Source organism: Nocardia acidivorans NBRC 108247, from assembly GCF_001625085.1.
GTDB classification, from domain to species: domain Bacteria; phylum Actinomycetota; class Actinomycetes; order Mycobacteriales; family Mycobacteriaceae; genus Nocardia; species Nocardia acidivorans.
In genome coordinates this window covers 87,954-111,434 of record NZ_BDAW01000028.1, presented here as the reverse complement: position 1 = coordinate 111,434, position 23,481 = coordinate 87,954, and the positions used below count along the sequence as shown (strand labels likewise).

Annotated in this window: 23 protein-coding genes; 13 read left to right on the top strand and 10 right to left on the bottom strand. The window is 67.2% G+C overall.

Translation table 11 applies throughout. The annotated features are described in order from the left end of the window. Positions 1 to 5 precede the first annotated feature (5 nt). The 7 genes from NA10_RS17335 to proB all read left to right on the top strand — a co-directional run bounded on the left by NA10_RS17335 (position 6) and on the right by proB (position 8,430). Complete coding sequence (locus tag NA10_RS17335) at positions 6 to 413, top strand: DUF4233 domain-containing protein (RefSeq protein WP_067568886.1); 408 nt, start codon at positions 6 to 8, stop codon at positions 411 to 413. Positions 414 to 508: 95 nt separating this feature from the next. After that, positions 509 to 925 carry a nucleoside-diphosphate kinase gene (gene ndk, locus NA10_RS17330; RefSeq protein WP_067568883.1) on the top strand — a complete coding sequence of 139 codons (417 nt, stop codon included), beginning with the start codon at positions 509 to 511 and terminating at the stop codon, positions 923 to 925. Positions 926 to 1,325: 400 nt separating this feature from the next. After that, positions 1,326 to 4,553, top strand: a complete 3,228-nt coding sequence (locus NA10_RS17325) for a translation initiation factor IF-2 N-terminal domain-containing protein (protein WP_067568882.1) — start codon at positions 1,326 to 1,328, stop codon at positions 4,551 to 4,553. Between the two features lie 343 nt (positions 4,554 to 4,896). Next, on the top strand, positions 4,897 to 5,208 hold the full coding sequence (rplU, locus tag NA10_RS17320) for a 50S ribosomal protein L21 (RefSeq protein ID WP_067568881.1): 312 nt from the start codon (positions 4,897 to 4,899) through the stop codon (positions 5,206 to 5,208). Positions 5,209 to 5,323: 115 nt separating this feature from the next. Beyond that, positions 5,324 to 5,590, top strand: a complete 267-nt coding sequence (rpmA, locus tag NA10_RS17315; RefSeq protein WP_067568880.1) for a 50S ribosomal protein L27 — start codon at positions 5,324 to 5,326, stop codon at positions 5,588 to 5,590. A 156-nt stretch (positions 5,591 to 5,746) separates the two neighbouring features. After that, the gene (gene obgE / locus NA10_RS17310; protein WP_067568926.1) at positions 5,747 to 7,198 is read left to right on the top strand and encodes a GTPase ObgE; all 1,452 of its coding nucleotides are present in this window, start codon (positions 5,747 to 5,749) and stop codon (positions 7,196 to 7,198) included. A 131-nt stretch (positions 7,199 to 7,329) separates the two neighbouring features. Further along, a complete protein-coding gene (gene proB, locus NA10_RS17305) occupies positions 7,330 to 8,430 on the top strand; it encodes a glutamate 5-kinase (protein WP_067568922.1) in 1,101 nt (366 codons plus the stop codon). Positions 8,431 to 8,433: 3 nt separating this feature from the next. On the opposite strand, the gene NA10_RS17300 is transcribed toward proB, so the two are convergent. Then, positions 8,434 to 10,647, bottom strand: a complete 2,214-nt coding sequence (locus tag NA10_RS17300) for a DUF6585 family protein (RefSeq protein ID WP_067568879.1) — start codon at positions 10,645 to 10,647, stop codon at positions 8,434 to 8,436. A 389-nt stretch (positions 10,648 to 11,036) separates the two neighbouring features. On the opposite strand from NA10_RS17300, the gene NA10_RS17295 reads away from it, so the two are divergent. Next, positions 11,037 to 11,570: a DUF4254 domain-containing protein gene (locus tag NA10_RS17295; RefSeq protein WP_245677539.1), complete on the top strand. Its 534-nt coding sequence runs from the start codon at positions 11,037 to 11,039 to the stop codon at positions 11,568 to 11,570. Between the two features lie 261 nt (positions 11,571 to 11,831). Here the strand turns inward: NA10_RS17295 and NA10_RS17290 are convergent, their stop codons facing one another. Genes NA10_RS17290 through NA10_RS17275 form a run of 4 tightly spaced genes read right to left on the bottom strand, consistent with a single transcriptional unit; the run spans position 11,832 to position 15,698 of the window. Further along, positions 11,832 to 12,959 (bottom strand): methyltransferase, encoded by a 1,128-nt coding sequence (locus NA10_RS17290; protein ID WP_245677536.1) that lies wholly within the window; start codon positions 12,957 to 12,959, stop codon positions 11,832 to 11,834. A gap of 17 nt (positions 12,960 to 12,976) precedes the next feature. Further along, a complete protein-coding gene (locus NA10_RS17285) occupies positions 12,977 to 13,393 on the bottom strand; it encodes a MarR family winged helix-turn-helix transcriptional regulator (RefSeq protein WP_218021539.1) in 417 nt (138 codons plus the stop codon). Positions 13,394 to 13,399: 6 nt separating this feature from the next. After that, positions 13,400 to 14,812 carry an MFS transporter gene (locus tag NA10_RS17280; RefSeq protein ID WP_067568877.1) on the bottom strand — a complete coding sequence of 471 codons (1,413 nt, stop codon included), beginning with the start codon at positions 14,810 to 14,812 and terminating at the stop codon, positions 13,400 to 13,402. A gap of 43 nt (positions 14,813 to 14,855) precedes the next feature. After that, positions 14,856 to 15,698, bottom strand: coding sequence for an NAD(P)H-binding protein (locus NA10_RS17275; RefSeq protein WP_067568876.1), 843 nt, complete (start codon positions 15,696 to 15,698; stop codon positions 14,856 to 14,858). 111 nt (positions 15,699 to 15,809) lie between these two features. Between NA10_RS17275 and NA10_RS17270 the strand changes: the two genes are divergently transcribed. Beyond that, complete coding sequence (locus tag NA10_RS17270; RefSeq protein ID WP_067568875.1) at positions 15,810 to 16,298, top strand: MarR family winged helix-turn-helix transcriptional regulator; 489 nt, start codon at positions 15,810 to 15,812, stop codon at positions 16,296 to 16,298. A gap of 58 nt (positions 16,299 to 16,356) precedes the next feature. Here the strand turns inward: NA10_RS17270 and NA10_RS17265 are convergent, their stop codons facing one another. Then, a complete protein-coding gene (locus tag NA10_RS17265; protein WP_067568874.1) occupies positions 16,357 to 18,474 on the bottom strand; it encodes a RecQ family ATP-dependent DNA helicase in 2,118 nt (705 codons plus the stop codon). 194 nt (positions 18,475 to 18,668) lie between these two features. Here NA10_RS17265 and NA10_RS17260 point away from each other — a divergent pair, with 194 nt between their 5' ends. Next, a complete protein-coding gene (locus NA10_RS17260; RefSeq protein ID WP_218021538.1) occupies positions 18,669 to 19,130 on the top strand; it encodes a pyridoxamine 5'-phosphate oxidase family protein in 462 nt (153 codons plus the stop codon). Between the two features lie 87 nt (positions 19,131 to 19,217). Further along, positions 19,218 to 19,634: a DUF4189 domain-containing protein gene (locus NA10_RS17255; RefSeq protein ID WP_245677533.1), complete on the top strand. Its 417-nt coding sequence runs from the start codon at positions 19,218 to 19,220 to the stop codon at positions 19,632 to 19,634. 14 nt (positions 19,635 to 19,648) lie between these two features. On the opposite strand, the gene NA10_RS17250 is transcribed toward NA10_RS17255, so the two are convergent. The 3 genes from NA10_RS17250 to NA10_RS17240 form a co-directional block, all read right to left on the bottom strand. Then, positions 19,649 to 20,017, bottom strand: coding sequence for a DUF5313 family protein (locus tag NA10_RS17250; protein WP_067568871.1), 369 nt, complete (start codon positions 20,015 to 20,017; stop codon positions 19,649 to 19,651). Continuing rightward, a complete protein-coding gene (locus tag NA10_RS17245; protein ID WP_157556583.1) occupies positions 20,014 to 20,496 on the bottom strand; it encodes a MarR family winged helix-turn-helix transcriptional regulator in 483 nt (160 codons plus the stop codon). Before NA10_RS17245 ends, NA10_RS17250 begins: the two co-directional genes overlap by 4 nt. 81 nt (positions 20,497 to 20,577) lie before the next feature. Beyond that, positions 20,578 to 21,012, bottom strand: coding sequence for a nuclear transport factor 2 family protein (locus NA10_RS17240; RefSeq protein WP_067568869.1), 435 nt, complete (start codon positions 21,010 to 21,012; stop codon positions 20,578 to 20,580). Positions 21,013 to 21,104: 92 nt separating this feature from the next. Here NA10_RS17240 and NA10_RS17235 point away from each other — a divergent pair, with 92 nt between their 5' ends. Both NA10_RS17235 and NA10_RS17230 read left to right on the top strand, forming a co-directional pair. After that, positions 21,105 to 21,659 (top strand): TetR/AcrR family transcriptional regulator, encoded by a 555-nt coding sequence (locus tag NA10_RS17235; RefSeq protein ID WP_067568868.1) that lies wholly within the window; start codon positions 21,105 to 21,107, stop codon positions 21,657 to 21,659. 83 nt (positions 21,660 to 21,742) lie between these two features. Next, entirely contained in the window at positions 21,743 to 22,963 is a 1,221-nt protein-coding gene (locus NA10_RS17230; RefSeq protein WP_067568867.1) for an RtcB family protein, read from the top strand. Between the two features lie 3 nt (positions 22,964 to 22,966). Here the strand turns inward: NA10_RS17230 and NA10_RS17225 are convergent, their stop codons facing one another. Then, complete coding sequence (locus NA10_RS17225) at positions 22,967 to 23,446, bottom strand: hypothetical protein (RefSeq protein WP_067568866.1); 480 nt, start codon at positions 23,444 to 23,446, stop codon at positions 22,967 to 22,969. Positions 23,447 to 23,481 lie beyond the last annotated feature (35 nt).

Sequence of the window (23,481 nt, the reverse complement as noted above, 5' to 3'; positions counted from 1 at the left end):
ACAGCATGAGTGACGAGGCGCCCGCAGGAGTGCCCGAACCCGCCACCGACCCGTGGAAGGGCTTCCGCGGGGTCATGGCCGGCACCCTCGTCCTCGAGGCCATCACCGTGCTGCTCGCACTACCGGTGGTCGGCGCGGTCGGCGGCGGCCTGAAGTGGTGGTCCGTCCTGTACCTGGTCGGCCTCGCGGTGCTCATGTTCCTCGGCGCGGGCCTCCAGCGCCGGCTCTGGGCCATGCCCTTCAACCTCACTCTGCAAGCAGCCCTGCTCGCGGGCGGTTTCATCCACATCTCCATCGCGGTGATCGGCGTCGTCTTCGCCGCCGTCTGGCTCTTCATCCTCTTCCTGCGCGCCGACGTGCGTAAGCGCATCGCGGCCGGTCTGCTGCCCAGCCAGCGGATGTCCGGCACCTGAAACCCCCTTCCCTCCCTCTTCACCTCGCCTCCGCGACCGCCGGGTCGCGGGGGCGTGAATTTTCTCCCTGGTAAAAGCCGGTTACGCTTTCGCCCGTGACTGAGCAGACGTTGGTACTCATCAAGCCCGACGGCGTGGCCCGCGGCCTGATCGGGGAGATCATCACCCGAATCGAGCGCAAGGGTCTCGAGATCGCCGCGCTCAAGCAGGTGAATGTCTCCGAAGAGATCGCCGTGGCGCACTACGCCGAGCACCGGGACAAGGCGTTCTTCGGATCGCTGATCGAATTCATCACCTCGGGCCCGGTCGTCGCGGCCGTCCTCGAAGGCCCCCGCGCCATCGCCGCCTTCCGCCAGATCGCCGGCGGCACCGATCCGGTCGAGAAGGCTGTCCCGGGCAGCATCCGCGGCGATTACGCCCTGGAAACCCAGTTCAACCTGGTCCACGGCTCCGATGCCCCGGAATCCGCCAAGCGCGAGATCTCCCTCTGGTTCCCCGAATTCACTCACTGATCAAGTCCCGAACTCGGGGACTCTCGTGCGCCGCTGCGGGGGCAGCGGCGTCATGTGGGATACTGGCAGCGGAAGTGGTCACTGCCCGTCACAAGCGGCAGGTGAGTGCCACTTCTGATTGACACCACGGCACGACGGACGATCATCGCTGCCGCCGACGGCTTCAAAGACTCGGTTGTCGGCTCGCACGCTGGATGAACGCTCGTGCTGTGGGGTTGAGCCAAACCACCCAGGCGCCACGTGACCAGTTAGCCCGAACGACGAGAACAAAGTGATAACGGGCACGCGGCGCGCAGACCATTGATCTCGCGCCCGCTGAGGGCGCGAGGCGAAGACAGTGCCCCCGCGTCGGCCGCGTCACTCCTCGGAGGGACGCGCCCGGGGGTCCAAGGGAGATTTCGTGGCCGAAAAAGAGCCGCAAGAAGCAACACAGGTGAACGCCGACGGGGAGGCCGCGGACACTATCCCGGCCGCCGAACAGTTGCCGGAACGGATCCGAGTGCACGCACTGGCGAAGCTGCTGGGCACCACCAGCAAACGTATCCTGGCCCACCTGACCGAAATGGGCGCTCAGGCCCGCAGCCCGCAGTCCAGCCTGGACCGCACGGTCGCCGAGACCGTCCGAGACGCCTTCGGACCGCGATCGGTCGAGCCGGCCACCGTCGATGAGGCCATCATCGCCGGAGACGAACTCGCCGCCGACGAACTGGCCGCGGAAGAGGTCGAGGCCGCCGAGGCCGCGGTCACCGCCCCCGCGCGCAAACGCGCACCCAAACTTTTCACCAGCCCGTTCCAGCAGCCGGAGCTCCCGGTCGAGGAGCCGGTGCTCTATCAGCCGTCCGCGCCCGTGGCCGCACCGCTGTTCCTGTCCCCGGATGTGGCCGCCGCCGAGGAGACCCGCCGCAAGCTGCGCTCCGAGCGCAAGCCCAAGGTCGAGGAGAAGCCGCGCGAGGAGCCGGTCCGCGAGGATAAGCCGCGCGCGGAGAAGGCCAAGGTCGAGGAGCAGGTCCGCGTCGAGTCCAAGGCCGCCGAGTCCAAGGCCGCCGAGTCCAAGGCCGCCGAGTCCAAGGCCGCCGAGTCCAAGGCCGCCGAGGAGACCGCCGACGATTCCGAGGACGAGCAGGACTGGGACGGTGACGACTCCCGCGAGCAGCGCGGCGACGGTGCCTCGCGGCGTCGTCGCCGGGGACGTCGCGGGCGCGGCCGGGGTCGCGGCGAACAGCATCCCGATGACGAGAACGGCGAGATCGATCCCGAGATCGAGGATCAGCTGCGCGCCGATGCCGAGGCCGAAGCCGAGGAGTCCGAGGACGATGCCGATGATTCGGCCGTGCCGGAGGGTTCGAGCAGCCGTCGCCGTCGCCGTCGCCGCCGCCGCAAGGGCGGAGAGGACACCGATAACGAGCCCGAGGTGGCGGAGGACGATCCGCCGAACACCGTCGTGCACGAGCGTGAGCCGCGCAGTAAGCGTCGCGCCGCCGCCAAGGAGTCCAATCCGGACGAGGTCCAGGGCATCAGCGGTTCGACTCGGCTCGAGGCCAAGCGTCAGCGTCGCCGGGACGGTCGCGAGGCCGGTCGCCGTCGCCCGCCCATCCTGACCGAATCCGAATTCCTGGCCCGCCGCGAATCGGTGGACCGGGTGATGGTGGTGCGGGACAAGCACTTCGCCGATCATCCGACCTCCACCACGCAGGTGGCGGTGCTCGAGGACGGCGTGCTGGTCGAGCATTTCGTGACCAGCACCGGTTCGGCGTCCATGGTGGGCAATGTCTACCTGGGCAAGGTGCAGAATGTGCTGCCGTCCATGGAGGCCGCCTTCGTCGATATCGGCCGCGGCCGCAATGGCGTGCTGTACGCGGGCGAGGTGAATTGGGAGGCCGCCGGACTCGGCGGCAAGGAGCGCAAGATCGAGCAGGCGCTGCGGCCCGGTGACACCGTGCTGGTGCAGGTCTCCAAGGATCCGGTGGGGCATAAGGGCGCCCGCCTGACCACGCAGATCAGCCTGGCCGGTCGCTTTCTGGTGTACGTGCCGGGTGGCACCTCCACCGGTATCTCGCGCAAGCTGCCCGATACCGAGCGCAAGCGGCTCAAGGAGATCCTGCGCGATATCGTCCCGCAGGACGCGGGCGTCATCATTCGCACCGCGTCCGAGGGCGTGAGCGAGCCCGAGCTGGCGCGCGATGTCGAACGGCTGCAGCAGACCTGGCGCACCATCGAGGAGCAGTCCAAGAACGGCTCCAATGCGCCCAAGACCCTGTACGAAGAGCCCGACCTGCTGGTCAAGGTGGTTCGCGATCTGTTCAACGAGGACTTCTCCAAGTTGATCATCGAGGGTGAGCGCGCCTGGTCGACGGTGGAGAACTACGTGCGCACCGTCGCCCCGGATCTGCTTGTCCGCGTGGAGAAGTACGAGAACAACGGTGTCGACGTGTTCGGCAGCCTGCGCATCGACGAGCAGTTGGCCAAGGCGCTGGACCGCAAGGTGTGGCTGCCCTCGGGCGGCACCCTGGTGATCGATCGCACCGAGGCCATGACGGTCATCGACGTCAATACCGGCAAGTTCACCGGTGCGGGCGGCTCGAACCTCGAGGAGACCGTCACCCGGAACAATCTGGAGGCGGCCGAGGAGATCGTCCGCCAGATGCGACTGCGCGATATCGGCGGCATGATCGTCGTCGACTTCATCGATATGGTGCTCGAATCCAATCGGGATCTGGTGCTGCGCAGGCTGACCGAGGCCCTGGGCCGCGACCGCACCCGCCATCAGGTTTCCGAGGTCACCTCGCTGGGCCTGGTCCAGATGACCCGTAAGAAGTTGGGCACCGGTCTGGTCGAGGCGTTCTCGAGCACCTGTGAGCACTGCCACGGCCGCGGTCTGATCGTGCACAACTACCCCGTCGAATCGGCTCCGGCCGAGGAGGGCGTGGGCCGTCGTGAGGGTTCGCGCCGCCGTCGCAAGGATCGCGGCAACGCCGCGCCCGAGGCGGCTCCGGCCGTCGTCGAGCCGGTCGCCCCGGTGGTCGAGGTCGAGACCAAGGAGCAGGCCGCCGCCCGGCGGGCGCATCCGGTCGCGCTCGCCATGGCCGCGCATCACGACGATGATCTGCATCACGACGATGCCGATCCCGATGAGCATGGCGAGGTGGCCGATGAGGTCGCCTACGCCCAGCAGGCCCTGGCCGACGCCGCGGTCGCCGGTGCGGAGGCGGTCGCCGAGGCCGCCAAGTCGGAGCCGGTGAAGGCCTCGACCAATGGAACCGGCAGGCACACAAGCGAATCGGTCTCGGTCGCCGAGGCCGCTGCGGCGGATGCCGTGGTCGAGGAGGAGGCCGTCGCGGCCGCCGCCGAAGCCGCGGTCGTGGTGGAGCGGGCGCAGGCTGCCGAACCGGTGGTGACCGAGCAGGTCGCCCGGCCCGCCCGCCGGGCCGGCCGCCGCCGGGTCGCCCGCGCGGTCACCGCTCCGGCCTCCGCCAGTGAGGGCGCGGTTTTCGTGCTCTCCAGCGCGGATCAGCCGCAGTCGCCGAGTCTGTCCCTGGCGGATCTGGCGCCCGCGGAGGTGACGCCGCGGGCTCGTCCGCGCCGTCGTGCCGCCGGACGCCCTGCGGGCGCTCCAGAGGGCGAGAACTGACCGTTCAGTTCGATAGCGAGTAGGTGGCCCCGCCGTTTTCACGGCGGGGCCGCTCTCGTGAGGTTCCCCAGGCCAGGCGGGTTTCCTCGGCGTTCACGGATGCGGAACCCCCGGTTTGGACGCCCCGGGCCAGTCCTGTACTCTTGGACAGTCGCTGCCCCCGGCGACAGCGCTCTGCTGTGCAGCATGATTTCAGCAAATGCGCTGTGAGAACGAGGGTCCGGTTCAAATGTGAACCACAGGCCCGAGGCGGCGGTGAATACCAGACCAGTCATTCGGCGGTTCCCGGTGCAATGCCGGTGGATCAGCCGTGTAGTACTACAGGAAGAAGGGCAGCCGACCGATGGCAACGTACGCAATCGTCAAGACCGGCGGAAAGCAGTACAAGGTCGCGGTTGGTGACCTGGTGAAGGTCGAGAAGATCGAGGGTCTGCCGGGCACTTCCGTGTCGCTGGCGCCGGTGCTGCTGGTTGATGGCGCCGAGCTGACCACCGATGCTGACAAGCTGGCGAAGGTTTCCGTGTCCGCCGAGGTGGTCGAGCAGACCAAGGGCCCGAAGATCCGTATCCACAAGTTCAAGAACAAGACCGGCTACCACAAGCGTCAGGGCCACCGTCAGAAGCTGACGGTCCTGAAGGTCACCGGCATCAAGTAATCCGACTTGGGGTTCGTCACCCCCGGTATGAGTGGTCAGGCCCGAAGGCGGCAGCCTGCGTAACCACGTAGGGCCCCGCTCATGCCGCAAATAACACTGCACGAGGAGTTCTGAAATGGCACATAAGAAGGGTGCATCCAGCTCGCGCAATGGTCGCGATTCGAATGCCCAGCGGCTCGGCGTCAAGCGCTTCGGCGGCCAGGTCGTCAAGTCCGGTGAGATCCTGGTTCGCCAGCGCGGCACGCACTTCCACCCCGGTGTGAATGTCGGCCGTGGCGGCGACGACACCCTGTTCGCACTGGCCGCGGGCGCGGTGCAGTTCGGCACCAAGCGTGGTCGCAAGACCGTCAACATCGTGGTTCCGGAGCCGGTGTCGGCCTGACGCCGTCACGGAGCTAATCCACACGCACTTCGCGACGCGGGTCAGGGTTGAAATAGCCCTGGCCCGCTTCGTTGTTTTCACAGACTGATCCGAACACGCGCCCGCCGTGGCCGTGCGATAGCAAGCCGACTGTCCTGAAGGAGGATGATCACCGATATGTCCAAATTCATCGACCGTGTCGTGCTGCACGTGCGTGCGGGCAAGGGTGGGCACGGATGTTCCTCGGTGCGCCGAGAGAAGTTCATGCCCCTGGGCGGCCCCGATGGCGGCAATGGCGGTAACGGCGGGGATGTGATCCTCGAGGTCGACGGCAATGTGCACACCCTGCTGGACTTCCACTTCCACCCGCATGCCAAGGGCGGCAACGGTAAGCCCGGTGAGGGCAACAACCGCAATGGCAAGCAGGGCGAGGGTCTGCTGCTGAAGGTGCCGGACGGCACGGTCGTCATGAGCACCGACGGTGAGGTGCTGGCCGATCTGGTCGGCGTCGGCACCCAGTTCATCGCCGCGCTCGGCGGTCGCGGCGGGCTCGGCAATGCCGCGCTCGTGTCCAAGGCGCGCAAGGCGCCCGGTTTCGCACTGCTCGGTGAGGACGGCCAGGAGCGCGAGTTGGTGCTCGAGCTCAAGTCGGTGGCGGATGTGGGCCTGGTGGGTTTCCCGTCGGCCGGTAAGTCCTCGCTGGTGTCGGTGTTGTCGGCGGCCAAGCCGAAGATCGCCGACTATCCGTTCACCACGCTGGTGCCGAATCTCGGTGTGGTGCTCTCGGGTGAGACGACTTTCACCGTGGCCGATGTGCCCGGTCTGATTCCGGGCGCGAGCGAGGGCCGTGGCCTGGGTCTGGATTTCCTGCGGCATCTGGAGCGCTGCGCCGTGCTCGCGCACGTCGTGGACTGCGCCACCATGGATCCGGGCCGGGATCCGATCTCCGATGTGGACGCGCTCGAGGCCGAGCTCGCCGCGTACCAGCCCGCGCTCAAGGGTGATGAGGGACTGGGCGACCTGGCCGATCGACCGCGCGTGGTCATTCTCAACAAGGCAGATGTGCCCGATGCGGCCGAGTTGGCCGAGATGGTCACCCCCGAGTTCAAGAAGCGCGGCTGGCCGGTGTTCACCATCTCGGCGGTGAGCCGGGAGGGCTTGCGGCCGTTGACCTTCGCGCTGGCGGAGATGATTCAGCAGTACCGCGAGGCGCATCCCAAGGCCGAGGCCAAGCGGGCGGTCATTCGCCCGGTCGCCAAGGGCGAGGTCGGCTTCAAGATCATCAAGGATGGCGAGGTCGAGGGCGGCTTCATCGTCATCGGTGAGCGTCCGGAGCGCTGGGTCGCGCAGACCCAGTTCGACAATGACGAGGCCGTCGGCTTCCTCGCGGACCGCCTGGCGCGGCTCGGCGTGGAGGACGCGCTGGTCAAGCTGGGCGCGGAGCCCGGCTGTTCGGTGACCATCGGCGACTACTGCTTCGACTGGGAGCCGCAGATCTCCGCCGGTGTGGAGACGCTGCTCACCCGTCGTGGCGTCGACGCGCGACTGGATCAGACCGAGCGCATCGGCGCGGCCGAGCGCAAGCACGCCTCGCGGGCGCGGCGCGGCCTGATCGACGACGAGGGCTAGGCGTTACGACCGCACCGGGATTCGCGCGAATACCGGTGCGGGTGATAGTGATTCGAAGCGGCGGTACCGTACCGCGGGCGAATTGAGGTGTGGTGCAGGTGAGTTCGAGTATCACGCGGGTGGAGTCGGAGCTGAGCGCGGCGCGGCAGGCCATCGCGACGGCGCGCAGTGTGGTGGTGAAGATCGGTTCCTCGGCGCTGACCAGTCTCGAGGGCGGGTTGGAGACCGAGCGGCTGGACCGCCTCGCCGATGCCGTGGAGGCGCGTATGCGCGCCGGATCCGATGTGGTGGTGGTCTCCTCCGGGGCCATCGGCGCGGGTATCGCCCCGCTCGGATTGTCCAGGCGCCCCAAGGATCTCGCTACCAAACAGGCTGCCGCCAGCGTCGGCCAGCTGGCCCTCGCGCACGCCTGGGGCACCTCGTTCGCCCGTTATGACCGCGTGGTCGGCCAGGTCCTGCTCAGCGCGGGCGATTTCGGCCGCCGCGAACACCATCGCAATGCCCAGCGCACCCTGGACCGGTTGCGCTCCCTGCACGCGATCGCGGTGGTGAACGAAAACGACACCGTCGCAACGGAAGAGATCCGCTTCGGTGACAACGACCGGCTGGCCGCGCTGGTGGCGCACCTGGTCGGCGCGGACGCGCTGATCCTGCTCTCGGATGTCGACGGTCTCTACGACGGCGACCCTCGCAAGGGGGCCGCCACTTTCATTCCCGAGGTGCGCAGCAGCGCCGACCTGGACGGCGTGATCGCCGGTAGCGGAGGCGCTTTGGGCACCGGCGGAATGGCCTCCAAACTCTCCGCGGCCCGCCTGGCCGCCGACGCGGGCGTCCCGGTGCTGCTGGCCGCGGCCTCCGATGCCGCCGCCGCGCTCGCCGGTGCGACCGTGGGTACGGCCTTCGCCGCCCGCCCGGTTCGCCTGTCCGCCCGCAAGTTCTGGGTTCGCCATGCCGCCGACAGCCGCGGCGCGGTCCATATCGACGCGGGCGCGGTCGCCGCGGTGGCCGAACGCCGCCGGTCCCTGCTGGCCGCCGGTATCACCCGGGTCGCGGGCCGCTTCTACGGCGGCGACGTGATCGACCTGATCTCCCCGGACGGGGCCGTCGTAGCGCGCGGCGTCGCCGCTTACGACAGCGAGGAACTCGAATCCATGAAAGGCCGCTCCACCGGCGACCTTCCGGAGAACTCCCAGCGCCCCGTCGTCCACGCCGACGACCTGGTCAAGCTCTGACGCTCAGGTCCCGGCGGCGGCGGTGCGCAGCCGTTCGGCCAGTTCCAGGAAGACGAATACGTTCGGGATAGCGCTCACGGTGACCTTGGTGAGGGAAAGCCATTGTCCGGCAACGCGAATGGAGATGAATCCCTTCTTCACCCGGATTTCCTCGACCCGAGCCCAAGGGACCGCTTGGCCATTCGCGAGGACCTGGTTCGAATTCAGTGCGAGGGAACCGAATTCGAGGGATTCACCGCGATTGACGGCGGCGATCGCGCCGGGGAGTTGTGCCGCGGTGACCCGGTCCTGAATGGCGGGTCCCCACCGGTGCGGCTCGTTGAAACTGTGGGTGAGCAGGTAGCTGTCGCCGCTCGGATCGGTCAGTTGGTAGCGGTAGGTCATGGAGACGCCGGTCTCGGTGCCGTACGTTCGATGCGAGATCCGGGTGACGTCCTGCAGTACCGAGACCGTCTGCCAGCGGAAGGCGCTGGTCCGCCCGCCGCTGAGCACCACCGCGCCGTGTTCGTACAGGCTCAATTGCGCATCGCTGAAATGGGTTCCGGTGGTGCGGCTGCCCGCGTAGTTCACCCGTGCGAGCGTATGCCGCGGTGAACTGATCGCCTTGCGCACCCAGACCAGCACCGCGACGATGGCGAAGAATATCGTCGTGCCCAGCGCGCCCGACACGCCATCGGTGATCCCGGCGGCGATGATCAGCCCGCCCAGCAGTACGACCGGAATCCCGATGATCCAGGCCCCCTTACCGCCGTACCATCGGTGTGGATGGGTGGAAATATGCTGCCCGAGTTGGTATTTCGCGGCGGCTTCGGTGATGAGCGGAGAAGGCTGATCCGGTGCCGACGCGTCCCGCGCCCCGCGTGCGGAGGATCCGGGCGCGCCCGACTGTGCGGCGTAGGCGTGCTGCGCACCACCCTGCGCCGGGCTGCCCTGCGATGAGGCCGACCGCACCGTGTCTTGTGACGCGCTGAATTGTGAGGTGGCCGATTGCACTCTGTCCTGCGGTGCGCTGAATTGTGGGGTGCTGCCTGGCATTTGGGGTGTTTGTGCGATGCCGGCGGTGTGCTCTTGCTCGCGACGGGCTGCGGCGTCCTGGCCGGGACGCTTGTCCACCGCGTCGTCCACGAGCAGTTGGTCGCTGAGGGAGCCGTCCAAGACCCCGGTCAACGCGGCCGCGCCGAGGGCGACGGACTCTTCCGGGTGTACCCCGCGATATGGTTCGCGGCCGGTCATCTCGGAGACCAGCGCCGCGAAGGCGGGCATGCGGCTGGCACCGCCGATCAGGACTGCACGATCGATATCACGCATCGAAATACCGGCGTCGGCAATGACTTTGGTGATCGGGGTGCGGCAGCGGTCGAGGAGGTCGGCGGTGCGTGCGATGAAGTCGGCGCGAGTGATGTTCTCGGTGAGGAACAGCGGGTTGCCACCGCTGTCGGTGGCGCTATAGGGCAGATTCAGCGAGGTGGCCGCCGCACCGGACAGCTCGATCTTCGCCAGCTCGGCCGCGGCCCGAATACGCTGTAGCGCAGCCGAATCGCCGCTGATATCGATGCCGGCATTCGCGCGGAGCCGCTGCACGAGGGTCTCGGCGAGGCGTTCGTCCCAGTTGTCACCGCCCAGTGTGTTGTCGCCCGCGACCGCGCGCACCTCGGTGACGCCCGCGCCGATCGCGAGCAGGGAAACGCTGAAAGTGCCTGCGCCGAGGTCGAGTACGAGGACGGTCTCCTCGGCGGGACGGGCCTGCACGGCGTAGGCGAATCCGGCCAGGTTGGTCTCGCCGACCAGCCGCAGGACTCGCAGCCCCGCGAGCTGCGCGGCTTCCAGGGTGGCCCGGCGTTCGGCCTCGCCGAAGTGGGCGGGTACGGACAGCACCACGTCGGTGAACTCCGCGCCGAGTGCGGCCTGGGCATCGCGTTTGAGTTTGCGTAGGACGCAGGCGGCGATTTGCGGTGCGGTGTAGGTGGTTCCGTGGTCGGTGAAGCACCAGTCGGTGCCGAGGCGGCGGCGTACGGCGGTGGCGGTTCGCTCGGGGTATCGGACGGCCTGATCGGCGGCCTTCTGCCCGACGATCACCGACCCGTCGTCCTTGAATCCGACGACCGACGGCGTGTACCGCGCGCCTTGGGCATTGGCCAGGATGCGGGGTCGCCCGTTCTCCAGTACGCAGACGACGGACTTCGAGGTCCCCAGATCGATTCCCACCACGCGCGTCATCTACTACCCCCTGTGCGGTGGGAAAGCGCGCGCCCTCCCACCGGTCCTGCCGGTGATCATGTGCGAAAGCGACTGTGCCATAGATCCGAACCGGTCGACAACGCGAGTGGTGAGAGCGTTATTCACCGACCGGTTGGTCGCATATACCGCATTTTCGAGCGTGTCGGCACGGCGCGGCGAGCAAGGGGCATCGGAAGGCCATGGAAAGGGCAGTGGGCGGGACGGGAATGCGGCGCATCCTGGAACTTGCACCCGGCGCCGCATCGTAGATGTGCCCTTCGCCGATAGCGGTCGCCAGGATCCGGCGCGGTCCGCCCTTGCCGCGCCGGGCTCGCGGTCCGGTGACCGCCCGCGGCGCCGGGTGCGCCCGCACCGCCGTGGAGGTAGGTATGTACATACCGCAACCGGACGACACCCAGCTGTCGTGGGCGAGTGGCCGTGACAATGTCTTCGTACACCGCCCCCTATTACCCGACTGGCACGAACTGCTGGCCGCCTTCTGCGGTCATATAGGCGACCAGTCCGACGATCACCCGGTCACCCGCTGGGCCCGTGGCCTCGCGGAACTGCATTTGGAACGCCGCGTCGAACGCGGCGATCCGGGTGCGGCCGATACCCGCGTGGTGGATGAGCGCCGCGCCCAGACAGTCACTTTCATCGACGAGTGGGTGGCCAGACGGGCGCGTCGGAGGGGAACGCGCACCGAATCCCTGGGTTCTCTCATCGATTCCATGGCCGCCGCGCACGTGCACGCGGTACATCTACTGCGAACGGTGGATCGCGTCTCCGATGAACAGGTGCACGCGGCCTGGTACGACCTCGCCGAGATGGCGGCGGGTTGGACCGACCGTGCAGTGAATGTTCTAGGCGCACAGGAACGAAGATCTCACTCCGCCTCTCCGGGCCTTCAGCGCCCGGCCTGAGAAGGAGGACAGTCCCATTCGCGTGGTGCGATGGGGTTCGGCAACGGTTTCGGGGATACCCCGAAGTTACCCCGACCTCACGAAATCTGTCGTCGCGAAGGATGGGTATAGGCACCCCGGTGGCAAATGGGTGCGCCGGGTTGGGTGGTGAAGCGCTGCTGGAAGCCTTTGGTGCGGCGGTTGTCCGAGGATTCCGGTGTTGCGGCACGCACCCGTGCCGGCGGTGATCGGCGCAAGGGGGCCGATCACCGCCCGGGGGATTCATCGGGTCGGCCGGGCCTCCAGAATGCTGTCGGGGGCGGCGGTGTGCACGGTGCGGGTGAGGGTGAATCCGCTGCGGGCCAACAGGTCCCGGAACTCCTGTGCGCTGCGTTCGCGCCCGGTGGCATTGACCAGCATCTCCAGATCGATGAACTTCCCGGCGTGCGGGCGTCGATGGCCGGGCAGCACGATATCGATGATGAGGACGCAGGCATCGGGTTCCATGGCCGTGCGGACCGTTCGCAGAATGCGTTCGGCCTCCGCATCGGACCAGTCGTGAATGATGTGTTTGAGAATGTAGGCGTCCCCGCCCTTGGGCACCGATTCGAAGAATGAGCCGCCCTGTACCGAAAGTCGTTCCGTCAAACCGAGTTTCGCTATCTGTTCGGGCAATTCGGCGACGACTTCCGGCAGATCGAAGATGATGCCGCGCGCGGCGGCGGTGCGGTCGAGGATCTCGGTGAGCAGACTCCCGTGCCCGCCGCCCACATCGACCAGCGTCTCGAAGCGGCCGAAATCGTATGCGGCGAGCTGAGGTTCGGTGCTCAGCGTGCTGATACTGGTCATGGCCCGGTCGAACATATCCCCGATATCGCGGTGTGCGGCGGCGTATTCGAAGAACGGCATGCCGTCCAATGCGGGGCCGACCGAATGTCCGGTGCGCACCGCATCGGCGAGGTGCGTCCAGTGTCCGCGATGGAATTCGGATCCGAAGAACAGGAACACATCTCGCAGCGTGACATCGCCGTCACTGCGCAGCGCCTGCGCTATGCCATTGAGTGCGTACGCCCCATTGCGGCGCTGGGTGAAGATATCGAAGCTGATGAGCAGTCGCATGAGCCGCCGCAGCCCGTCCTCGTTCACGCCGAGGGCGCGGGCCAGCTCCGCGGGTTGCCGTGGGCCATCGCGGAGTTCATCGGCGATCCCGAGTTCGGCGGCGGCATTGATGGCCTGGGTGAGGAATCCGGTCATATTCAATTCGAGCAGTGCCACATGGCCGGGGACGAGTCGCCGGTGCAGTGCCGCGAGTCCGTCGCGGAACCAGCCGAGTGCGCGCAGTAGTGGCAGGGGCGGAACTGTTGCGGACGCCATGATCAACTCCAACCGGTTCGACAGGGGAATGCTCATGCTGGGTTGGTTCGAGCCTACGCGCGGGATTCGAGATTCTCGGTCATGCGTTCGAGAACCGAGACGGCGGTGCGGTATTCGTCATCGGTGACCCCCGCGAGCGAGATCTCCCGGAAGGTGTTGATGTGCGCGCCGACCTCGACCAGCCGCGCCCGGCCGGCATCGGTGAGCGCGAGCTGTTCGGGAGCGGGACGGGTGACCCAGCCGCCGGTGAGCACCAGGCTGAGGGCGGTGTCGAGTTCGGCGGTATCGGCATTGGCGACCAGGAGGGCGCGCACCTCGTCGTCGGTGACCTGCTCGCCGTCGCGCACGACATTGAGCACCTGCCAGGCGAGCCGGGTGATGCCGAATTCGGCGAGGGTGTTGTTCATGTAGGTGGTGATGGCGCGATCGGTGCGATTGAGCCAGTAGCCGATGGGCTTCATGAGAGTCATTGTCCTTCAGTGTGATTCGGCGGCGGCGTGTGCGGGCAGCAGCCGGTGGACGAGACAGCAGGCGAGGGTGAGTCCGGCGATGACCAGGAAGCTGGTGGGCGCGCCGCCGGAGGTGTGGAAGTAGACGGTGGTGACCGCGGCCGCGCCGATACTGTTGGCGAGCTGCTGGACGGCGGACAGGGTGCCGCTGGCACTGCCGGATTCGGCGGGATCGATATCGCCGAGGGTGACCCGGAAGATGGTGCCGAAGCACGCGCCGAGGCCCAGGCCGGTGAGCAGGATGGGCGCGATGAGCAGCCGGCCGGACAGGTCGGCGCCGTAGTGGTCGATGAGCGCGTAGAGGATCAGACTGCCGGTCAGGGTGAGCAGCAGGCCGATGAGAACCAGTCCGCGGCCCAGGCGTTCGAGCAGTTGATGGGTGGCGATGGATGCCACGATAATGCCGACCGCGAGTGGGGCGAGGGCGATCGCCGCCTGGGTCGGTGTGCGGCCCAGCACATTCTGTAGGAAGAGCGAGAGCACGTAGAGCAGTCCGGAGGTGGCCGCGAAGTAGATCAGGCCGAGCAGCAGCCCGGAGGTGAAGCCGCGATTGCGCAGCAGTGAGGGTTCGATGAGCGGTGCGGCGGCGTGCCGCTGGCGCAGGCAGAATCCGGCGAAGAAGATGAATCCGGCGGCGAGCGCCAGGATCGGCCGGGTGGCCCAGCCATTGGCCGGACCGTCGATGAGTCCGTAGAGCACGCCGAGCATGGCGGCGGCGAGCAGGATGGAACCGAGTCCGTCCACGGTGACCGCAGGATCACCGGCGTCGCGGGGCAGCAGTTTGACGGCGAGCGCGGTGGCGAGACCGCCGAGCACGATATTGATCAGGAACATCGATCGCCAGCCGAGTCCGAAAAGGTCGGCGTCGATGAGGAATCCGGCCAGGATGGGACCGCAGACGGCGGAGAGTCCGAGTGCCGGGGCGAAGACGCCGAACGCCCTGCCGAGTTGGTCGCGCGGGAAGACGGCCCCGAGAATGCCGAAGCCCTGCGGTATGAGCAGTGCGCCGAAAGCGCCCTGGAGCAGGCGGAAGACAATGATCGCGGCCGGACCGAAGGCGAGTCCGCAGGCGACCGAGGCGAGGGTGAAGCCGACGATGCCGATCAGGAACAGGCGGCGGCGGCCGAATTTGTCACCGAGTCGTCCGCCGACCACGAGCAGGACGCCCATGGCGAGCGCGTAGGTCGCGCCGAGCCATTGGACCAGCGATTCCCCGCCGCCGAGGTCGGCGGCGATGGTCGGGGCGGCGATGGTGGTGATCGTGGAGTCGAGCAGATCGAGTATCTCGGCGAAGAGGATGACGGCGAGTACGGCCCAGCGGGCGCGGATGGTCTTGCGGGGGTCGGCGGTGCGTGGCGTGGCCGCCGGTGGGGTGGACATGATTGCCTTGGGGGAGAGGGGTCTCGCCGGGGCGAGACCGGAATCAATTGCGGGAGAACGCGGCCGCGTGCTCACGGGCCCACTGCGCGAAGGTGCGGGCGGGCGTGCCGAGCAGGGACCGGGTGGTATCGGCGATGGGGGCCGGGCGCCGGGTGGCCGAGTCCCAGAAGGCCAGTAGCGAATCGGCCATTTCGACCGGCATGTGCTGGGTGAGCTGAGCGCGCGCGGCCTCGGGGGTGATATCGACGACCGGGATATCGCGGTCGAGCACGGTGGCGAGCACGGCGAGCTGGGCGCGGAAGGTGAGCGCCTCTTCGCCGGTCAAATGGTATGTGCCACCGCGCAATTCGTGCCCGGTGAGGGCGGCGAAGGCGATATCGGCGATATCGTCGGTGTGGATCGGGGCGGTTTCGGCATCGGCGTAGGCGTGCTCGATGGGCATGCCGTTGCCGATGAACCGGGCCCACCCGAGGGCATTGCTGGCGAAGGCGTCGGGGCGCAGCACGGTGGTGGGGATGCCGGAGGCGGCGAGCGCGTTCTCGACATCGAGGTGGTGCGCGCCGAGGGAGTCGTCGGCGGCGTTCGGGCCGAGCACCGAGGAGGAGGAGATGAGCACGATGTGCTCGACCCCGGCGGTGCGGGCGGAGGCGATGAAGGCGTCGATGCCGGCGGGCTCGGCGTAGAGCAGCACCTGGGTGACGCCGGTCAGTGCGGCGTCGAAGGTCGCGGGGGTGTCGAGCCGGAGTTCGGCGGTCTGGACGCCGGCGGGGACCGTGAGGGCGGCCGGGTCGGCGCTGGCGGCGCGGACGGGGAGACCGGCGGCGTGCAGCCGGGCGATGAGCGACCGGCCGATCTTGCCGCGAGCGCCGGTGACGAGGGTGGTCATGAGGTTCTCCATCGGGTGGTTGTTCTGTGGTTGTGTACATATGCATGTTGTCATGCACACAATTGTAAGTCAACACATGTCTTCGAATGGGCATGGATATACGATGTGCATATGAGTGCACAGGACCCCCGGACCCCCGATGAGCTGCTCGATGCCGTCGGACCGGCCTTCGGCAAGTTGCGCCGGACCTCCCTGCTCGAGGTCGAGAACCCCATCTCGGCAAAGGATTTGAGCCGAACCCTGGTGCTCAATCTGGTGCTGGAGCACAGTCGCGAACCCGGTGCGGAGGTGACGGTCGGCAAGGTCGCCGAACTGCTCGGCACCGATCCCTCGGTGGCCAGCCGTATGGTCAGCGACAACATCAAGGCCGGATTCCTGGTGCGCGCCGCCTCACAGCAGGACGGGCGCCGCACGGTGCTGGAGTTGAGCCCGCAGGGCCGGGAGCTGATGACGCGGTTCCGTAGGCATCAGCGCGATGCCTACGACTACATCACCGCCGACTGGACCGAAACCGAGCGACTGGACTTCGCCCGGCTGATGTTGAAGTACGTGGATTCGCTCGAGGCCCTCAAGGATCGAGGGCTCGCCAAAGACTCCTAGTATCGGCGACCGTCGCTGTGGCGCGGTCGAATACGACTTCGCGGCGTCCCGGCGGCGGTTACGAGGGCGTGGCCAGGGCGAACGGTAGGACCGCATCCGCACCCGCGGCGCGCAGCGTGCGCGCGGCCATGGTGAAGGTCCAGCCGGTGTCGGTGAGGGTGTCGACCAGCAGAATGGGACCGTCGACATCGGTGAGATCCGGTGTCTCCCAGGCATTGTGCAGTGCCGCGACCCGGTGCGCGGAGTTGACCGCGGAGACCGGCGGCATATCCGGGCGCAGATACAGGGTGCCGAGGTCGCGCAGGCGGCCGACCTCGGCCAGGCGCGCCGCGAGCGAGGCGGTCAACAGCGGGCGGTTCGGCGATTCCAGGGCGAGGACCGCGGTGGGGCGGTCCGCCCAATCCCATTCGCGCAGCACGGTGGTGCAGGCGCGGAAGACCTCCTCGGGGATGGGGCCGTCGGGGCCGTCCAGTAGTGCGCGCAACCGCTGACCCCAGCCGAGATCGCTGAGGCGGCCGAGTACGCGGCCGGTCTCCGCACCCTGGGTGATCTTGCCGGACAGGGGGATTCCGAGTTTGGCCATACCGGTGGGCCACTGCTTGCGCGGTGCCAGGTCGATGCCGGGACGATCGAGGCGGGTGCGAATGGCGGCCAGATCGGTGGCGTCCACCGCGGTGTCCTGGCGGGTGCCGGTGCAGTTGTCGCAGCGACCGCAGCCGGGGGAGTCGGGCCGCAGGTCCGGATCGTCGAGTTGTCCGCGCAGGAAGTTCATTCGGCAGGCGTCGGTGGACTGGTAGTCGATCATGGCCTGCTGCTCGGCATTTCGGGCAATGCTCAGGCGTTCATAGCGTTCGGTGTCGTACTCCCACGGTTGGCCGGTATTGATCCAGCCGCCGCGCACGCGCTGTACCGCGCCGTCCACATCGAGCACCTTGAGCACCATCTCCAGGCGGGACCGGTTCAACTCCACCAGGGGTTCGAGGGCGGCGGTGGAGAGCGCGCGATCGGGGTTCAGCGCGGCCAGCACCGAGCGGACGATGTGTTCGCGCGGAAAGGCCACCGAGGCGAAGTAACTCCAGATCTGGCGGTCCTCCGGCCCGGGTAGCAGCACCACTTCTGCGCGTTCGGTACCGCGGCCCGCGCGGCCGACCTGCTGGTAGTACGAGATGGGGGAGGAGGGCGCGCCGACATGGACGACGAAGCCGAGATCGGGTTTGTCGAAGCCCATTCCGAGGGCCGAGGTGGCGATGAGCGCCTTGACCTCATTGCCGAGCAGCGCGGCCTCCAGCGCCTCGCGTTCGGTGGGATCGGTCTGGCCGGTGTACGCCGCGACGTGATGCCCGTGTGAGTTCAGTACATCGGCCAGATCGTGCGCCGCCGCCACGGTGAGCGCGTAAACGATTCCGCTGCCGGGCAATTCGTGCAATTTCCGGCTCAGCCAGGCGGTGCGCTGCACGGCGTCGGGAATACGCACGACGGACAGGTGCAGCGATTCGCGATCCAGGCCGCCGCGCAGCACCAGGGTGTCGTGGCCGATCTGCGTCGCCACATCGGTGACCACGCGGTCATTGGCTGTGGCGGTGGTGGCCAGCACCGGCACATCGGAGCCGAGATCGGCTATGAGCGTGCGGATTCGGCGGTAGTCGGGCCGGAAATCATGACCCCAGTCCGAGACGCAGTGCGCCTCGTCGATCACCACGAGTCCGGCATCGGCGGCCAGCTTGGGCAGTACCGCATCGCGGAAATCGGGGTTGTTCAGCCGCTCCGGGCTTACCAGCAATACATCCACCTCGCCCGCCGCGACCTGGGCGTGGATTTCGTCCCACTCGGTGACATTGCCCGAATTGATGGTCGCGGCAACGACTCCCGCGCGTTCGGCGGAGGAAACCTGATTGCGCATGAGCGCCAGCAGCGGTGACACGATCACCGTCGGCCCGCGCCCCGCGGCCCGCAGCAGTTTGGCGGAGATGAAGTACACCGCCGACTTACCCCAGCCGGTGCGCTGCACCACCAGGGCCCGCCGCCGCTGCACCACCAGGGCCTCGATGGCCACCCACTGATCCTCGCGCAACCGCGCCCCCGGTCCGGCGAGTTCGCGCAACAACCGCTCGGCGTCCGCTCGCAGGTCGCTGGAGGTTTCGGTTCGGGTCGCGTCGGTCGAGGTCACGCGCTCCATCGTGCCTCACCGCACCGACACGACCCAGCCCGACCATAACCTCGCACCCCGGCGCGCCGTGAGCTCCGGGTGTGCCGACGGAATCGCCGATGCCATCCACCCCGGTCGGGGCCGCGAATATGCTGCCGCCCGGGAAAGTAGTACGCTCGCTCTATATAGAGCAAATGCTTCATATAGAACGGCGGGAGACCACAGTGTCCGAGGATCTGAACAACGAGGAACTGTTCGAGGCGGCGCCGGCGATATTGCGCGCGAATCCGCGCGGCTTCCTCACCACGAGCGGCGGTGATTCCCCGCATGCCAGGCTCGTGCAGCACGTGGGCATTGACGCGGACGGAACCCTCTGGATAGGCACCAGCCCGAAATCGCGCAAGGTCGCTCAGATCGCGCGGCATCCGCGGGTGGCCTACGCGGTACAGGATCAGGCCACGCCCGCCTACGTCTGCGTCTACGCGACCGCGGAGCTGGTCGACGACCCGGATACGCGAAAAGAGCGCTGGATAGCGGGTTTTCGCGCCTACTTCCCGGATGGCCCCGAGGGTGACGATTTCATCCTGTTGCGGTTGCGCCCGCATGCGGTCGAGGTGATGGACTTCGCCCGGCGCATCCATCCGGACCCGTTCGGGCTGATACCCGCGCGGGCCGAAGTCGACTGAGCGCCTTCACCCAAGCCGACCTGGCGCGCAAGGTCGATCGTCTACTATCGGCCTCGTTCGCCAGTTTCTGAAATGTCAGGAATTCTCTTGTCGGTTGCTCGAATCACCGCCATTACCGCGGCCGTGACCATGTCCTGCGCCCTGGGCGCCGCCGGTACCGCGGCGGCCGCCGCCCAGTCCTACGGCACCATCGCGATCTCCAAGCTCAAGAACGCCGGTGTTGTCACCGTCGGCAACAGCAAGGTCACCGCCGACGCCGCCGCTATTCGCGACTGCGCCAATTACGACTGCGATATCGTCTTCCGCTTCACCGATGGTTGCGGTGCGCTCGCCCAGGGTGCGGACGGTATTTTCGGTTGGGCCGCAGCGAGTTCCCGCGAGGAGGCCGAGGCCGCCGCGGTCGCCGGACTCGGCCGGAGCAATCCGCCCTTCCCGGACCTGGGCAGTGCCAGTCCGCAGGCCGCCAAGGTCGTGGCCTCGACCTGCACCGGTGGCATTCAGTAGGCGCGGCCCGGCGACTATCGCCCGTAGCGGGCCTCGTAGGCCGCCCGTTCGGCGGCGCGTTGCGAGGCCCGGGTGGGATTCTCCAGATCGGCTGGAAGGCCGTGCTTTTGGAGTCGATGCGCTCGGTTCATCGGCATGTACGCGATGACGTAGAAACCCGCGAGCAGCACGGCCAGCAGAATCATCGCCCCGCGCAGCCACAGTTCGCCGGGGAAGAGCAGGAACGCCGCGAAGATCGGCAGCAGCGGGAACAATCCGCGCACCAAATGCCTTGGCACCGCGAACTTCCCGGTCAGATCATTGCGGACCCACTCCTCCAGTGAATCCGGCAGCCGCATACCGCAGGAATAGCCGACCCACTGAATCGGGTTGGGGTGCTTCATCTCCGGGTTCCCTTCGCCGTCTCCGCCGCACCGGACAGCACCGACCGCCGGGCGGCGTCGTTCACGCGGGTGAGCACCGCGCGCAGATCCTCCAGATCGGCCAGGCTGACGCCGAGCCGTTCGACCACCGCGGGCGGAATCTTCTCCGCCTGCTTGCGCAATTCACGCCCGGCCGCGGTCAGGTCGACGATCAGAGTGCGCTCATCGTGGCTGTCCCGCCGCCGGGTGATGAGTCCGGCGGCTTCGAGGCGCTTGAGCAGCGGCGACAGCGTCGGGGAATCGAGTTGGATGGCCTCGCCGATATCCTTGACCGACATCGGGGCCTCACCCCACAGTGCCAGCATGACCAGATACTGCGGATGCGTGAGCCCCATCGGTTCCAAGAGCGGCCGGTAGACGGCCAGTACCGCGCGATTGGCGACCGCCAGCGCGAAGCAGACCTGCCGGTCCAAGCGCAGCGGATCCTCGATATCCCGCACGAGCCCTCCTCGATCGATACCGTTAGGGCGATAATACTTAACGCACTAACTATTGGCACGCGATCGAGTGGGTCGTTCGGATCACACCCGCTTCATTCGGTCGACCATGGCCGCGATCCGGTTCGTATCCATGTAGTCGCGCAAGAGCGTGACCTGTCCGTCCCGCACCCGGACCACATTGACCGAGGTGCGCACCCGGGCGCGCTCCGTACCGGGCCGGGTGAGGTCGACATCGTTCTCCACCCACAGGGTTTCGGGATCGGAGGTCTCGTAGATGGTCGGGTGGATACCGTGGATCACCACACCGGAGAGGCGCTGCGGCGACCACCAGCGCTCCAGGTGTGCCCGGATCTCCTCGCGACCCTCGAAGCGGTTCGGGAAGCCGGGAAGGACGAAGGGGATCTCGAAGACGGCATCGGCGGCGAAGAGGGCGACGAAGGCGTCGGCATCGCGTTCGGGCAATAGCCGGAAGAGTCGTTCTACCAGTTCACGAGGGGTTTCTGCCTTAGCGGACATGGGGTCTCCACGGTGTCGGAATTAAACGGAACGTACGACCCGGTTAATATGCGGGGCGCTCGACCCGCTTGTCAATGGGTAGGCTGCGGGGGATGACCGAACGCCCGCTCCGCGCCGACGCCCGCCGCAATCGCGAACGGGTGCTGGCCGCCGCACAGGAAGCCTTTGCGGCGGAAGGCATTTCGGTACCCCTGGATGAGATCGCGCGACGCGCCGGGGTCGGCGCGGGCACCGTGTATCGCCACTTCCCCACCAAGGAAGCGCTTTTCGAGGCGGCGATCGTGGATCGCGTGGACCGGATGACCGGGCGGGCCCGCGAGGGACTGGCCGCCGCGGATCCGGGTCCGGCCTTCTTCGCCTTCCTGCGCCAGATGGATTCCGGCGGCGGGGTCAAACGCGATCTCGCCGATGCGCTCGGACCGCAGGGTGCGCACGCGTACGAGGGGCCCACCCGGGAATTGCAGGCCGCCATCGGTGAATTACTCTCCCGCGCACAGCAGGCCGGTGCGGTGCGCCAGGACATCGGGCTCGACGATCTCATGTCGATCCTCAAAGGATTCTTCATCGCCGTGCATATGGACACCATGGATTCGGCGCGGCGTGAGCGCACTTTCGCCGTAATCCTCGATGGTCTGCGCACTCGCTGAGGCGCGCTGTCGCTCGAAATAATCCGGTGCGCTTCGACGGGGTTGCCCCTACCTTTGAAGCAATCCGAAGGAAGGACAGTCCAATGTTTCCCGTCGAGCTGCGCGGAACTCGAGCGCAGACCCTCATGTGGGCCCACGAGCACGAGGTCGAGCCCGCCGCCCTGCAACAGCTGCGCAATATCGCCGCGCTGGAGTGGGTATACGGGGTAAGGGTCATGCCGGATGTACACCTCGGCAAGGGGGCCACGGTCGGCTCGGTCATCGCCATGAAGGATGCGGTTTCGCCCGCGGCGGTCGGCGTCGATATCGGGTGCGGAATGGAGGCCGTGCGGACCTCGCTGAAGGCTTCGGATCTGCCCGACAACCTGCATGCCCTGCGCTCGCGCATCGAGGCCGCGGTTCCGGTCGGCTTTGCCGCACACCAGGATCCGGTGAATGTGAATCGGCTCAATGCCGAGGTCTCCGGGCATCGCGCGAGCAGTACCCTGCGTTCGGGATGGGACCGGTTCTGGAAGTCCTTCGATGCGTTGGATCCGGCTGTTCATTCGCGGGAATCCAAGGCGCACAAACAGATGGGAACGCTGGGAGGCGGCAATCACTTCTGCGAGGTTTGTCTGGATTTGGATGGGCAGGTGTGGATTCTGCTGCATTCCGGAAGCCGGAATATCGGTAAGGAATTGGCGGAGCGGCATATGGCGGTTGCGCGGGCATTGCCGCATAACCGGGATCTGCCGGACAAAGATCTCGCCGTATTCGTTTCCGGAACACCGGAGATGGATGCTTATCGCCGGGATCTGACCTGGGCGCAGGAGTATGCGGCGCGCAATCGTGCGGTCATGTTGGCGCTGGTGTGCAAGGCGGTCCGGGATGAATTCTCCGAGCGGGAGGTGTCTTTCGATCAGCCGATTTCCTGCCACCACAATTATGTGGCGGAGGAGGTCATCGACGGGATGAAGATGCTGGTTACCCGCAAGGGCGCGGTGCGGGCAGGGACGGGTGATCTGGCATTGATTCCCGGTTCCATGGGTACGCGCTCGTATGTGGTTCGGGGGAAGGGAAATCCGGACTCGTTCTACTCCGCGTCGCACGGTGCGGGCCGCCGGATGAGCCGTAATGCCGCCAAGCGGCAGTTCACCGTCGCGGATCTCGTCAAGCAGACCGAAGGGGTCGAATCCCGTAAGGACGCGGGGGTTGTCGATGAGATTCCGGCCGCGTACAAGGACATCGATCAGGTGATCGCGGCACAGGGGAATCTGGTGGATGTGGTGCACACGCTGCGACAGGTGTTGTGCGTCAAGGGATGACGGCTATCGGCGCCGGAGGGTCGCGGCTCCTCCGGCGCCGATGAGCAGAATGCCCACGATCAGTGGGAATCCGGTTTGCAGCCATTGGAACAGCGCTATGTGCATATCGTCCGAGACCGGGAGATCGCCGATCAGGCGGAAGGTGTCGTCCGGGAAGATCAGATAGATGATTCCCGGCAGGACGCCCCAAACCAGCCCCGCCACAATGGTTCCCGCCGCGGAATAGGCGGCCAGCGCGGCCACCAACAGGAACAGCACCGCCGCCACAAGAATTTGCACGGTCGCGCCCAGACGGTCGGTGAGATCGCCGAGGATCACCCACTGCCGGGTCCCGGCGGCCCCCCGTGCCGCGAAGCCGATACCGATCGGCGTGACAATGAGACCGATGAGCGCACCGGCGATGGTGCGCGAAAACCCTCCGCTGCTACGAAACTGCGCCCCCGGCGGAGTCCACCCCGCGGGTGACGGAAACTTCTCCGGCATCACCGTTCTCCCTGCTCACCGGCGCACCGCGCGGT